General features: G+C 59.6%; 11 protein-coding genes and 1 pseudogene. 8 read left to right on the top strand and 4 right to left on the bottom strand.

Features of this window, described 5'->3' with window-relative positions:
• Window positions 1-376 precede the first annotated feature (376 nt).
• From EVC45_RS31725 to EVC45_RS31715, 3 genes are all read left to right on the top strand, one after another.
• Window positions 377-1,444 (top strand): porin, encoded by a 1,068-nt coding sequence (locus EVC45_RS31725; protein WP_129962122.1) that lies wholly within the window; start codon window positions 377-379, stop codon window positions 1,442-1,444.
• A 70-nt stretch (window positions 1,445-1,514) separates the two neighbouring features.
• Window positions 1,515-1,775, top strand: a complete 261-nt coding sequence (locus EVC45_RS31720) for a hypothetical protein (protein ID WP_129962121.1) — start codon at window positions 1,515-1,517, stop codon at window positions 1,773-1,775.
• Window positions 1,776-1,793: 18 nt separating this feature from the next.
• The gene (locus tag EVC45_RS31715; RefSeq protein WP_129962120.1) at window positions 1,794-3,104 is read left to right on the top strand and encodes an NAD(P)/FAD-dependent oxidoreductase; all 1,311 of its coding nucleotides are present in this window, start codon (window positions 1,794-1,796) and stop codon (window positions 3,102-3,104) included.
• Here the strand turns inward: EVC45_RS31715 and EVC45_RS47045 are convergent.
• The 3 genes from EVC45_RS47045 to EVC45_RS31700 form a co-directional block, all read right to left on the bottom strand.
• Window positions 3,098-3,217 (bottom strand): transposase, encoded by a 120-nt coding sequence (locus EVC45_RS47045; protein WP_248295329.1) that lies wholly within the window; start codon window positions 3,215-3,217, stop codon window positions 3,098-3,100. The two genes, EVC45_RS31715 and EVC45_RS47045, sit on opposite strands and share 7 nt — an antisense overlap.
• A gap of 453 nt (window positions 3,218-3,670) precedes the next feature.
• Window positions 3,671-4,465: a 5'/3'-nucleotidase SurE gene (surE, locus tag EVC45_RS31705; protein WP_129962119.1), complete on the bottom strand. Its 795-nt coding sequence runs from the start codon at window positions 4,463-4,465 to the stop codon at window positions 3,671-3,673.
• Between the two features lie 234 nt (window positions 4,466-4,699).
• Window positions 4,700-5,554 carry an IclR family transcriptional regulator gene (locus tag EVC45_RS31700; RefSeq protein WP_129962118.1) on the bottom strand — a complete coding sequence of 285 codons (855 nt, stop codon included), beginning with the start codon at window positions 5,552-5,554 and terminating at the stop codon, window positions 4,700-4,702.
• A gap of 317 nt (window positions 5,555-5,871) precedes the next feature.
• On the opposite strand from EVC45_RS31700, the gene EVC45_RS31695 reads away from it, so the two are divergent.
• From EVC45_RS31695 to EVC45_RS31675, 5 genes and pseudogenes are all read left to right on the top strand, one after another.
• Window positions 5,872-7,674 carry an FAD-dependent oxidoreductase gene (locus tag EVC45_RS31695; protein ID WP_129962117.1) on the top strand — a complete coding sequence of 601 codons (1,803 nt, stop codon included), beginning with the start codon at window positions 5,872-5,874 and terminating at the stop codon, window positions 7,672-7,674.
• Window positions 7,675-7,963: 289 nt separating this feature from the next.
• Window positions 7,964-9,346 (top strand): MFS transporter, encoded by a 1,383-nt coding sequence (locus EVC45_RS31690; protein WP_129962116.1) that lies wholly within the window; start codon window positions 7,964-7,966, stop codon window positions 9,344-9,346.
• A gap of 47 nt (window positions 9,347-9,393) precedes the next feature.
• Window positions 9,394-10,137, top strand: a complete 744-nt coding sequence (locus tag EVC45_RS31685) for an SDR family NAD(P)-dependent oxidoreductase (protein ID WP_129962172.1) — start codon at window positions 9,394-9,396, stop codon at window positions 10,135-10,137.
• Between the two features lie 61 nt (window positions 10,138-10,198).
• Window positions 10,199-11,050 (top strand): sugar phosphate isomerase/epimerase, encoded by an 852-nt coding sequence (locus tag EVC45_RS31680; protein ID WP_129962115.1) that lies wholly within the window; start codon window positions 10,199-10,201, stop codon window positions 11,048-11,050.
• A gap of 88 nt (window positions 11,051-11,138) precedes the next feature.
• A pseudogene (locus EVC45_RS31675) lies at window positions 11,139-11,660 on the top strand (aldehyde dehydrogenase family protein); the annotation flags it as partial.
• Window positions 11,661-11,766: 106 nt separating this feature from the next.
• Here the strand turns inward: EVC45_RS31675 and EVC45_RS31670 are convergent.
• Window positions 11,767-11,953: transposase (locus tag EVC45_RS31670; RefSeq protein ID WP_168991571.1), on the bottom strand; the 187-nt coding region annotated here is incomplete at its 5' end.

Here is an 11,953-nt window from a genome sequence, read left to right as displayed (position 1 = left end):
GTCGACCCGGTTGTCGATGCGCCTGGTGTAAGCGCAACGTGGTATCGCTTTGCTGAGATCTGGCGGCAAATACCTGGATATGGAACGAAGCAACTGATCCGCTGTATAGGTCAGGCACACAGTTAGTCAGAGGAAGGTAGCGTCATCGTGAGTGCCAGGTCGCACTGATCAAAAGTACATGCAATTCCGCCGGCGGATGACTGACTGTCCGCAATCTGCCGCCGGCATCGCCCACATTCTGCATATCAGGAGCTGAGAGAAAAGGCACGCCTGTCTCCTGCCTGAGCTGTCCAGGCATTGCCAGGCCGTGCTGTCGCACCCACCCATCAGAGGTGGGATGTAGTTCATTGGAGATATTCATGTTAAGGATAACGAAATGTATAGAAACATGATTTGTGGTGTGCTTTTGTCTGTCGGATTCTGCAGCGCTCATGCACAGAACAGCGTAACGCTTTACGGGCGCGTCGCGTCCGGGCTGGATTTTGTCACCAATGTCGCGACGCCGGACGGCCAGTCAAAGACCAATTATCGTTTCGGCAGCAACCAGTACGGCATCAGCTGGTGGGGTCTGACTGGCAATGAAGACCTTGGCGGCGGTTTGAAAGCGGAATTCAAACTTGAAAGTGAGTTCACTGCCGGGACGGGTCAATTGCCGGGACAAAGCCTGTTTAACCGATACGCATACGTGGGCCTCGACAAGGACGGTTGGGGAAGCTTATGGGCCGGCCAGGTCATGAGTCTCACGGATGAGACGGGATTCTATCTTGACCCGCTCGGGCAGCAGGCAACCGGTATCGCAAACTTTGCCAAGGGACGGGCATGGGGTTCGCGCTCGAATACCTTGACCTATAACTCGCCGAAATGGGCTGGCTTCTCCTTCCGTCTCCAGAATGGCTTCGGAAATCAGGCAGGAAATTTCCGCGGGAATCGCCAGTTTAGCGGAAGTGCTACCTACTCTCTGGGCGGCTTCAATGCGTACGGGGTCTATGAGGAAATTCGTGATGCCAACGGTAAATTCTCGGATCCATACACTGCATCACGTGAATACATGATTGGCGGCACGTACCAGTTCGGAGCGCTGAAAGTCTACACGGGGTATCAGGCGCTTGTCTCGTCGGGAAGTGACACGGTTGTCAGTTCGGACAACCCGATGGGAGTTACGCGAAACGAGCAGGTGTGGTTGGGCGCTACCTATCAGGCTAGCGATGCGCTGGCGTTCGGGGCGGGGTGGTACCACGGCAACGCAAATCACGGCGGGGGCAACGGCAACCTTGGGGTCATAGGTACGACCTACAACCTGTCGAAACGCACACTTCTGTATGCGACGTTCGGCGCCATGTTCAACGGTGGAAATGCAAACTTCCCGGTCGAGACGACAGATTCCTTGCCATTGCCTGGCCACAACCAGCAGGGGGGCTACTTCGGCATGATGCACTACTTCTAGACACGACAGACGCCGATGGACGCGCCCCGTCGCCACGGGGCGCGGGGCGCTCCCGACCAGGGAGAGACGGGTGACGGCGTCGACCGCGATCCAACTTCCAGCGCACAGCGATCACGACTTTTTTTCCGGAAAGAACATGAAACATCGTATGAGTAATGCCGCATGGCAAGCTAAAGCTGACCGTCCGGGTCTTTCTGGCGGGGGAGAAGGCGGCGCTCAAAAAGACCCTTCTTCGTACGGACAGCTTCTCCAAGGGCCCATTGCAAAAATTGCCAGCAACGTACCTGAGCGCTCTGACGCCGTCGCTGCTGCCATACTGGGCTATAACTAGGCACGCCTGGGGGTTGCAATGCATCGCATTGTTATTGTAGGTGGGGGCGCTGCCGGGTTGGAACTCGCCACGAGGCTTGGAAACCGGTTAGGAAAATCAGGGCGAGCACACGTCATTCTCGTCGACCGTAGCCCAACGCATGTCTGGAAGCCACTTCTGCACGAAGTCGCGGTAGGGAGCCTTGACGTCAATGCCAATCAGATCGCATATGCGGCACACGCCCACTGGAATCATTTCACCTTCGTTCAGGGAGAGTTGACGGCGCTTGACCGAGGAGCAAGACAGGCGATAGTCGGCCCCTTGTTCGAAACCGAGGCTGGCGGAGGCGATGAAGTGCTTCCCAGGCGGAGTCTTGAATACGACACCCTGATTCTCGCCCTGGGGAGCCGTACACATTTCTTCGGCGTTCCAGGCGCAGAGGAATACGCGATTGCGCTCGACACGCTGGAGCAGGCAGAACGGGTACGTAAGCGCCTGCTGCAGGTGTGCGTCAAGAAGACTGCGCAAGGGTCAGAAGGGGAGACAGGCCCGGTTCGCGTGACGATCATCGGTGCAGGAGCAACGGGTGTGGAACTCGCGGCAGAACTGCGGAGGATGGAGCACACCTGGGAGCAATTCGGCGTTGTATCGCGAAACCCGAAAACGAGGATGCGCATCAACCTGATCGAAGCCGGCAGCCGCGTCCTGCCCGCGCTCCCGCAAATGGTTTCAGATTCAGCGCAGGTGGTCCTGGAGCGAATGGGTATAACAGTCCTGGCGTCGAAGTCAGTGACGCGGGTTCGACCACACGAGGTTGAGCTCGCCGATGGACGGGCGATTCCGACCGATATTACGATCTGGGCAGCCGGCATCAGGGCGCCGGGTATTTTGGCATCCCTCGACGGGATTGCGGTCAATCGCATCAATCAGGTTAGAGTATCGCGGTCTCTCCAGAGCGAAACAGATGAGAACATCTTTGCGCTCGGAGATTGTGCAAGCTGCATATGGACAGGGGAGGTCATGGTCCCACCCAGAGCGCAAGCAGCACATCAACAGGCTATGTTCCTGTTCAAGGCCCTGTGCGCCCGGATCGACGGACGACCGCTGGGGATGTTCGAGTACAGAGATCACGGGTCGCTGATTTCGCTGGGATCGTCAACCGCGGTGGGAAGTCTTGCGGGAGTTACTCGTAGCGGGAAGATCTTTGTCCATGGTTTGATAGCAGAGTTTATGTACGCGTCTCTATATCGAAAACATATGGTGGCGGTCTCGGGTTTGCGTCGGGCTCTGTTAGCGACTATCGCCAATGGCATTGGCCGGATACTTTCTCCCCGGGTGAAGCTTCATTGACTGCAGGGCCTTCCGTGCTGATCCATCACATGCGTGTACATGCCTAACGCATGGGTGCGGCATCGCGGATCGACCCGCGCATAAAACAGGTGCGGCGAGGTATCCAGACCCATGGAGTCGCTCGATGCCTGCCGTCCATTACCCAGAGTTCCGTACCCGGATGCGTGCGCTGGAATTCAACCACGCGGTCATTTGCACGCGGCAGCCGACCGGGCATTTCGAGGAAGCGCATTGCAGCTGCAATGTGCGCCGGGTCCAATTGCGGGATCATGGCGCGACGCTCCTCGCGTCCAGTACCGTGCCGTGGGCGATCAACGCGGCGTACAGAGTGATCGGATCGCAAGCACGCGCGGAATGCTCACAAACTGGGCGCCGACAATTATCTAGTCCGGACTTCATGCTTGACGCTCTACACACAAACAACGCGAGGAGTCATAGAGGGTCGCCCGGGATTCCGGCGAGGGCGGTTCTGCCTGCGTGGGCGAGTGAGCTGACCATCGAAGGGTGCCATCGATCACGAATGGGTTCAGCTAATGTGAATAAGCGCGCATGCGCTGCGAATGTCGCTACACGGTGGCGCCGGCTTCCAGGCCGGCTTGCAGCGTCAAAACGGTCTGTTGAGCGGTACGGTCGAAGTGTATCGGGGTTACGGAAATGCCTCGTGCACTGATGATAGCGGCCTCGGTATCAGGCGCATCCGGGCGGCGACCGTGTTGAAACCGCATCCAGTGATAGTCAATCCCGCGTGGATCGATGTGCGCAAAGACGTCGATGCTCTCGAAGTAACCCGTTCCTTGCTGCGTAACGGCAAGTGGACCAGCCTCCGATGCATCGCAGTCCGGAAAATTCACATTCAGACAGGTGGGAGTGTTGTGGGTAATCGATAGCAGTCTTCGAAGAACAGCGGGAGCAAGTGCGCGTGCGGTATCCCAGCGTACGCTTTTGCGGTCTGGTACCGCCTGGCTCAGTGCGATTGAGGGCAGGCCGAGCAGAAGGCCGGTCATGGCTGCCCCGACCGTACCGGAAAACATCGTCTCGACGCCAAGATTGGCCCCGCGATTGATACCGGACAGGACCAGCGTCGGGGTTGCCTCCTTCATCAGATGGCGCACCGCCATGACAACGCAGTCGCCTGGCGTGCCATGGACGCTGAAGTGGCGCTCGCCACGTTGAGCGATGCGCAGAGGTGAATGCAGGCTGATCGAATGTGATGTCCCGCTCTGGTCGCGTTCGGGCGCCACCACCCAGACTTCGTGTGCAAGTTCGGCCGCGACCGCTTCAAGAACTGCGAGCCCCGGCGCATCAATGCCATCGTCGTTGGTTAAGAGTACGCGTTCGATGATAGGTTCGATGTCGGACATCGTGTGCTCCATTTTTTGAGAGGGGATAGCCCGATGACGCCGAAACACAGGATGCGTTTGGGGCCGACCCGTGAAAATCGGTCGGGTCACCGGTCAGACATGTAGATGAAGGGCGGAAGGTCGATGGTGCGATGCGTGGAGAACCATCTTCTGGCGTAATCCCGGGCGACGGACCGTCCTCATAGAGGTTTTCCGCGAGACAGATCCCACAAGCGCATACCGTCAGCAGGGTCGTTACGAAGCGACGCTTTCGCGTGCCGCCAGGGCGGCGATACCCGGACTCGTCAGGGCCGGCGAGCCTGGAATCAGTTGAGCGATTTCTCGCGCCGCTTCGATCAGCAGTGGAGCGAACTCGTGCAGCCGTTTTTCGGGAAGTCGGGAAAATGGCCCCGCGACACTGATGACACCAATCGGCTTTTTGGTGAGCGGATGCCTCAATGCAGTCGCAATCGCCGCCATCCAGTCGGTAAACGTCTGGACGGCAATCGCGTAACCCTGCTCACGCGCAGCGTGAATATGTGCGAGTACCTCGACGTCAGTCTGTGGCGCTTGCGGACCATATTCTTCGCGGCTTCCGAATCCCTGCCTTTCGATGATCTCGACTGCCTCGTTATCGTCCATGCACGACAACCAGGCGTAGCCTGTCGCCGAACACGACAGTTTTGCGATCATGCCCATGTCAGGGTCATACCGCAGACCGGATCGCGCACCTTGCGACTTGGCGACCCACGTCAACTGGTCATTGTCTGCGACTGCGAGTCGAACAAGTTCGCCCGTCGCCATCGCCAGACGGTCCAATACCTGCTGGGCGGCATCAGCATAGCCGCTTGATGCGAGATGACGGAACGCCAGGACCTGAAGTTTGGTAGTCAGGACATATACGCCCCGATCCTGCTCCTGGCGCACGTAGCCATGGTCCGAAAGAGCTGTCAGCAGTCGATGCGTCGCACTGCGCGGGATACGCAAATCCTCCGAGATGGAGGTGAGCGATGCTCCCGCCTCGCTACCCGAGAGCAATTCCAGAATCGCCAGACCCCGATCGAGCAATCCCGAGTAGCCGGGCTCGTGCGATGTAACTGCGCCTGCCATCCATAGCTCCTTACGTAGAGACGTGAGGATTCATTGTACTGGAATTTTGTTCCACCTTGTGTGGAATTATCTTTCCATCCGACGCTTGGCAATGCCGGGTGTGCGGGTACGGCCGGTCTCCACCGCCCACGGGCTCGGCTATCGCGACATCAATGGCCCTGACTGGCAAGCGGCGCACGCACGCCTGCGCAAGCTTCCGGGGCAGCGCCCGCTCCGTCTCCAACGATAGGACATCACACTTGGAATTAATTTCCTATGATAATGGAATTGAATTCCAGTAGACTGTGTTCTTCGATTGGCGGAATAGAGAGGCGGAGATGGCGGAGCGTGAGATGCGCTGTGACTTGCTGGTGATCGGCTCGGGGGCGGCGGGCCTTGCGGCGGCGGTGACGGCCGCCTGGCATGGCCTGAGCGTGATCGTCATCGAAAAAGAGGCCGTTCTGGGTGGAGCAAGCGCCTGGTCGGGGGGCTGGATGTGGGTGCCCGGTAACCCGCTCGCCCAACGGGCGGGCATCAATGAAGACCCACAGCGACCGCGCGTGTACCTGCGCAACGAACTGGGCGCGCGCTATGACACGGCCCGTATCGACGCGTTCCTTGACCAGTGCCCGAACATGGTTTCGTTCTTCGAGACGCACACCGAGCTCAAATTCGTCGATGGGAACGAGATTCCCGACATGCATGGCAATACCCCCGGTGCTGCCACGCGAGGGCATCAGGTTATTGCGGCGCCGTACGACGGGCGGAAAGTGGGAGCGCTGATCAAGCGATTGCGAAAGACGATGCCCGAGACGTCGATTCTCGGCATGCCGATCATGGCCGGTGCCGATCTGTCCGCATTTCTGAGTGTGACGCGCTCATGGCGATCCTTGTTCCACGTCGTTCGGCGCTTTTCACGGCATCTGCTGGATCTTGGGCTGCACGGTCGTGCAATGCAGTTGGTGAATGGCGTGGCGCTGATCGCGCGTCTGGCGAAGTCTGCCGAGAATCTGGGCGTCACGATGATGGAGTCCGCTCCCGCCAGGCGCCTGATTTATGACGAAGGTGCCGTTCGCGGTGCGGTTGTTTCGACCCGTAATGGGGAGATCCAGATTCATGCTGCCCGCGGGGTCGTGCTGGCCACGGGTGGTTTTCCGAACGACATTGAACGCCGCCAGGCTCACTTTCCCCGCAACCCGACTGGCAAGGAACATCTCGCACTCCCGCCCGGCGGTTGCAGTGGCGACGGCATCACGCTGGGTGAGTCCGTTGGGGGGCGACTGGTGACCGATCTTGCATCGCCAGCGGCGTGGGCGCCGGTGTCGCAGGTTGTCCATCGGGATGGGCGTGTCGGACATTTTCCACACATTATCGATCGGGCCAAGCCCGGCATTATTGGCGTACTACGCAGCGGCAAACGCTTCGTGAATGAAGCCGACGGCTACTACGACTACACGAAAGCAATGATTGACGCGGTCCCGGAAGGGCAGGAGGTCGCATCCTGGCTAATCTGCGACCACCATTTCCAGCGGCGGTATGGGCTTGGTTACGCCCGGCCGTTTCCGGTACCGCTTGCTCCGTTTGTCCGTAGTGGCTACCTGAAGCGCGGCGCGTCGATCCAGGCGTTGGCTCGCGAGTGTGGTATCGACCCAGAAGAGCTTGTGCAAACAGTACACACATTTAACGAGCATGCACGGCGCGGTGAGGATCCGGTATTCGGTCGTGGCTCGACGCCATTTAACCGCAAAGGGGGGGATCCACTGCACGGCGGTCCAAACCCGTGCGTTGCGCCGATCGAACATGGACCTTTCTACGCGGTCAAGGTATTGCCCGGTAGCTTCGGGACATTCGCGGGCCTGAAGACCAACGGCGCCGCACAGGTGCTGGGAGGCAACGATCAGCCGATTGCAGGTCTCTATGCAGTGGGTACCGACATGGCGAGTGTGATGGGGGGCTTCTATCCGTCTGGCGGGATCAACCTTGGACCGGCGATGACCTTTGGGTATATCGCAGGGCGGCATGGCGCGGGCATCAACGAGATGGGGACCCACGATGCGGACGCACCGTCTGTCTCGAGCCCCGCTTTGGAGAGCAGGCGAGCGGAAATGTGTGTCGCTCTCACGGGAGAGCGAATCGCATAGTCGCGGTGGGACTTGCCAGGCCGATGAAGTTCCACTTCTGGTGAGTACGCCACAGTTAATAAATCAGACGAAATATCAAAAGTACGATTAGTACAACGATACAAATGATTTAAAGGAACGGTGGCTCACGCGGTGCCGACTGGCATCTGACCGGCACCGAGAGAGCGATTTAAAGAAGCCAGACGGGGCGGCGTCGAGGTCCCAGATTTGTCGGGATCGGTCTCAACACGACGCGGCTCTGCTGCGAACACGACCAAAACAGTGCGCTAAATTCAATTTTGGAGACATCATGACAGCAGAGACGTTGCGGGACGAAATCACACCGGCCGTCCGAGGTGTGGGGCGGTCCAGCGATGCGGCACACGCGTCTGGTACTGGCCATGCCCGAAGGGCGGCAATCGCCGGATGGATCGGCAGTGCACTCGAATACTACGATTTCTTTATCTACGGCACAGTAGCGGCATTGGTCTTTCCGCGGCTCTTTTTTCCGCCGGGAGATATCGCGGCCGCGACGTTGGCGTCAATGGCAACATTTGGTGTTGCGTACGCGGCGCGACCGCTCGGATCATTTTTGATGGGGCACTTCGGGGACCGGCTCGGTCGAAAAGTCGTCATGGTGGGCACGCTGTTGCTCATGGGAATTTCGACATTCCTCGTGGGCTGTCTGCCGACCTATCAGAATGCCGGTCTACTGGCGCCAGCGTTGCTGGTCACCCTGCGTTTTCTGCAAGGTATTTCAGCTTCGGGGGAACTCGCGGGCGCGAGTTCGATGTGCTTCGAGCATGCACCGCAGCACCGGCGCGGCTATTACACCAGTTGGACACTGAGCGGCACGCAGGGCGGCCAGGTGCTCGCGCCTGCCGTGGTCTTGCCGCTGGCGGCCTTTCTGCCCACCGACCAGTTCATGGCCTGGGGCTGGCGCGTTCCTTTTTGGCTGAGCGCGATCGTCGTCGTTGTGGGCATCGTTGTACGAGCAAAGCTCCACGAGACGCCGGCCTTTGAAAACAAGGCCGCACACGAAAAGGTCAAGAACATGCCGCTCAAGGTTCTGTTTGCGAACTATCGCAAGGAACTGGCCCAGATCTTCTTTACGGTGCTGCTCGCCTCAGTCGGGACCACATTTGCCGTGTTCGCGCTGTCGTTCTCGCGCATCCAGAGTCAGCCAATCAGTACCTCAACGATGCTTTGGACTGCGGCGCTTGCAAATCTGCTGGCGGTCTTCACCATTCCGGTCTGGGGCGCATTGTCAGACCGGGTAGGGCGTCGGCCAGTGCTGGTTGCAGGCAACGTCCTGTGTGCGGTCGGCGTGGTGTTCTTCCTCTGGTCGATCACAACGGGTCATGAAGCATGGGTGCTTTGTATTGGGGTTTTCCTCGGGGGCCTGGCATACGGGATGAACAACGCCGTATATCCGGCGCTGTTTGGCGAACGCTTTTCGACGGACGTCCGCATGTCCGGGGTGGCAGTCGGCACGCAATTAGGCGTCGGCGTGGCGGGATTTGCTCCGCTGATCGAGTCGGCCCTGATGGGCCGGTGGGGCACCCAGCCGTGGGTTCTCCCCGCCGTCTTTGCTGCTACCGTCTGTCTGATTTCGTCGGTTGCGGCACTGACGATGCACGAAGCTCACACGGTGCCGTTGGAACAATTAGGACGTCGCGAAAAACAGGGTTGATGTCTTGGCATCACGGTTTTTGTGGAAGTTTTGGTGAGGAACGAATGATGAACAAACTTGATCTTGCAAACCGCGTGGCTATTGTGACGGGCGGCTCGGGTGGAATCGGGCTGGCTATTGCCGAACGCCTCGTCGCTTCCGGCGCGAAAGTCGTTCTCTGGGACCTCAAGTCGGACGCACTGCAGGCCGTGGCAGAAAGGGTAGGTGCAGTGTTGACGACCCAGGTTGACGTGACCAATGACGAAAGCGTGCGAGCGGCAGTGGAACTGGCCGCTTCAAAGCTCGGGGCGATTGACATCCTTGTCAATTCAGCGGGGATCAACGGCGCCATCGAAAAGGTCGAAGCGTATCCGGTCGATTCGTGGCGACAGGTGCTTGAAGTCAATCTGACTGGGACGTTCCTTTGCTGCAAGGCAGTGATCCCCTATTTGCGGCGGGCTCGCAACGGCCGGATCGTGAACCTGGCGTCGATCGGCGGCAAAGATGGCAACCCGAACCAGTCCGCCTATAGTGCATCGAAGGCGGGGGTGATGGCACTTACAAAATCGCTGGGCAAGGAACTGGCGGACACCGAGATCCGGGTCAATTGTGTTGCTCCGGCCGCGATCGAATCCGAAATGCTCTCGGCCATGACAGACGTTCAACGGAAACTCGTTGTCGACAAGATTCCGATGGGGCGACCTGGTCGGCCGGACGAGGTCGCTGCACTCGTCGCTTGGTTGTCGACAGAAGATTGCTCCTTTTCGACTGGCGCAACGTTCGATGTGTCGGGCGGGCGTGCGACGTACTGACGGGAGATCGCCGCGCGCGCACGCGATTCGGCGTTTCTGAAACAACGATTTGGGAGAAGAGATGACGGTACCTGAACTCCGGCCACTGTCGCTGGCCGCACTGACCGTTCTTGAGCTGACGCCGCCACAGATGGTTCGCTGTGCAAGCGAGTCGGGATATGACTATGTCGGTCTGCGACTGGTGCCTGCGACCGAAACTGAGGTGCATCACGACGTCATCGGCGATGCCGCGCTAAAACGCGAAGTCCTCGCAGTATTGCGAGACACGGGGGTGCGCGTGCTCGACGCGGAGATTCTGAGGCTCAAACCCGAGACTGACGTGCGTGCCTATGTGCCGATGCTCGAGACTGCAGCGGAACTTGGCGCGCGTTACGTGTTGGTGGCTGGTAACGATCCGGACGAGAACCGCCTGGTCGAAAATCTTGGTCGGCTTTGCGATTTTGCGGAGCCGCTGGGTCTTTCGCCGTCTGTCGAGCCGATGCCGTGGACAGACGTCAGGGATATAGAGGCGGGTGCTCGCGTCGTTCGTGCGAGTGGTCGGGCGAACACGGGGCTCATTATCGATCCGATTCATTTCGATCGAGCTGGAACATCGACGGACGCGTTGAGCGCGTTGCCACGTGAGTACTTTGGCTACCTGCAGTTTTGTGACGCCAGCCCGCAGCACCCGACTGACCTGGACACATTGCTTTTTCAGGCGCGTTGCGAGCGCATGATTCCCGGTGAGGGCGGCATTGACCTTCGGGGCATTCTGCGCGCGCTGCCGATGCATTTGCCAGTTAGTGTCGAAGTTCCCAACCAGCGTTGGGCGCAGAGCACCCCGGCACTTGCACGCGCGCGCCGCCTGCGCGAGGCGACGCTTGCAGTGATTGAGTCGGCTCACGCGGCACAGGGCGGTTGCGGCGGCGTGTAAAGGCGTACATCGCGTGGCGTGCACGCATTCCTTTGCTCCGGGTCAAGCCTTCGGCGGTACGCCAGAATGCACGTGTGCCATGACCAGTGTGGTGCGCTATCGCCGCAGCCAACTCGACAAGCTGCTCGAGTAGATCCGCGCGACGGGCTACGGCCTGACGCTCGGGATCCACACACGGATCGACGAGACAATCGCGCACGTGATCTCGAATGCGCACGTCGGCAACATTCACGTGAACCGCAACGTGATCGGCGCGGTGGTCGGCGTGCAGCCGTTCGGCGGCAAAGGGCTGTCGGGCACGGGCCCGAAGGCCGGCGGCGCGCTGTATCTGCAGCGCCAGCTCGCGATGCGTCCGTCGGGCCTGCCACGTTCGCTCGCGCAGACGCTGATTGCGGACAGCGCGGTCGTAGGCGAGCAGGGCGGCAATCCGGCGGCGGCGCTCACCGCGCTGCGCGACTGGCTGATCGAGCAGCGCGCGCCGACGTTTACCGCACGCTGCGACGGTTATCTCGCGCAAGTTCCGGCCGGCGCGACCGCGGTGCTGAGCGGGCCGACGGGCGAACGAAACACGTATACACTCGGCCCGCGCGGCACGGTGCTGTGTGTCGCATGGGAAGGGCTGGTCGCTGATCCTTTGTGGGATGACCGGCTTGTCGCCGTAGTGCCTTCGCGACATCCGCTTCTGGCGCACAAAGACATTCCGCTAAGAGATGGATTCAAAAAGGCTGCTCCGTCCGTCTGAAGATGTTCCAGCAGACGAGGGAGCAACCGAATTTGAGAAGTGCTTCGTGAATCTCGGCCCGACGTTCGAAGCGAATGCGAAGACGACGGAAGTTGTGAAGCCACGCATGCGTACGTTCGACAACCCAGCGGAATTTGCCCAGACCACTGCCGTGTTCTGTC

The organism is Paraburkholderia sp. UYCP14C, from assembly GCF_004197395.1.
Classification (GTDB): Bacteria; Pseudomonadota; Gammaproteobacteria; order Burkholderiales; family Burkholderiaceae; genus Paraburkholderia.
This window is presented reverse-complemented; position numbering and strand designations above follow the sequence as displayed.

What these genes read in the sequence shown, in the direction of transcription:
- EVC45_RS31680 (WP_129962115.1), top strand. Translation starts at nt 10,199, where the DNA reads ATGACGGTACCTGAACTCCGGCCACTGTCGCTGGCCGCACTGACCGTT.
- EVC45_RS31725 (WP_129962122.1), top strand. Translation starts at nt 377, where the DNA reads ATGTATAGAAACATGATTTGTGGTGTGCTTTTGTCTGTCGGATTCTGC.
- EVC45_RS47045 (WP_248295329.1), bottom strand. Translation starts at nt 3,217, where the DNA reads ATGGGTCTGGATACCTCGCCGCACCTGTTTTATGCGCGGGTCGATCCG.
- EVC45_RS31700 (WP_129962118.1), bottom strand. Translation starts at nt 5,554, where the DNA reads ATGGCAGGCGCAGTTACATCGCACGAGCCCGGCTACTCGGGATTGCTC.
- EVC45_RS31715 (WP_129962120.1), top strand. Translation starts at nt 1,794, where the DNA reads ATGCATCGCATTGTTATTGTAGGTGGGGGCGCTGCCGGGTTGGAACTC.
- EVC45_RS31695 (WP_129962117.1), top strand. Translation starts at nt 5,872, where the DNA reads ATGGCGGAGCGTGAGATGCGCTGTGACTTGCTGGTGATCGGCTCGGGG.
- EVC45_RS31685 (WP_129962172.1), top strand. Translation starts at nt 9,394, where the DNA reads ATGAACAAACTTGATCTTGCAAACCGCGTGGCTATTGTGACGGGCGGC.
- surE (WP_129962119.1), bottom strand. Translation starts at nt 4,465, where the DNA reads ATGTCCGACATCGAACCTATCATCGAACGCGTACTCTTAACCAACGAC.
- EVC45_RS31690 (WP_129962116.1), top strand. Translation starts at nt 7,964, where the DNA reads ATGACAGCAGAGACGTTGCGGGACGAAATCACACCGGCCGTCCGAGGT.